Origin of the sequence: Haloferax sp. Atlit-6N, from assembly GCF_003383195.1 — an archaeon.
In the GTDB taxonomy this organism is placed as follows: domain Archaea; phylum Halobacteriota; class Halobacteria; order Halobacteriales; family Haloferacaceae; genus Haloferax; species Haloferax gibbonsii.
The window spans coordinates 1-437 of the sequence record NZ_QEQJ01000406.1 but is presented as its reverse complement, the minus strand read 5'-3'; the positions used below and the strand labels follow the sequence as shown (position 1 = coordinate 437).

At 64.3% G+C, this 437-nt stretch carries 1 protein-coding gene; it reads left to right on the top strand.

Going from position 1 to position 437, the window contains the following annotated elements:
* On the top strand, positions 1–344 hold a 344-nt coding region (locus tag DEQ92_RS22950), incomplete at its 5' end, for a methionine adenosyltransferase (RefSeq protein ID WP_304999720.1).
* Between the last annotated feature and the right edge of the window lie 93 nt (positions 345–437).

The window sequence follows — 437 nt, the reverse complement described above, 5'->3', positions numbered from 1 at the left end:
ACGGGAACGTCGGTCGGGGCAACCGCGTCAACGGACTCATCACGCCGCATCGACCGATGAGCCTCGAGGCGTCGGCCGGAAAGAACCCCGTCAGTCACGTGGGAAAACTGTACAACCTCGTCGCCACCAACGCTGCAGAGCGTATTCACCAGACGCTCGGGACTGAATACGCTGCCGTGAAACTCCTCTCCCAAATCCGGCGCCCGGTAACTGAACCGGTAGCCGTCGACGTCGACACGACGGCGCGTGCCGACGACGCGGTTCGAGGGCTGGTACGAGAGGAACTCGACGCCATCGACTCTCTGACTGATGATCTCGTGGCTGGGGACGTGCAGCTATTCTGATCGGGGGGTGCTGACCGCCGACTTACGCGTGTCTGGTCCGCGCGCGGTTGCTTCTCACACACCTGCTCCTCGCGCCTGCCCCGGCCGTTCCCG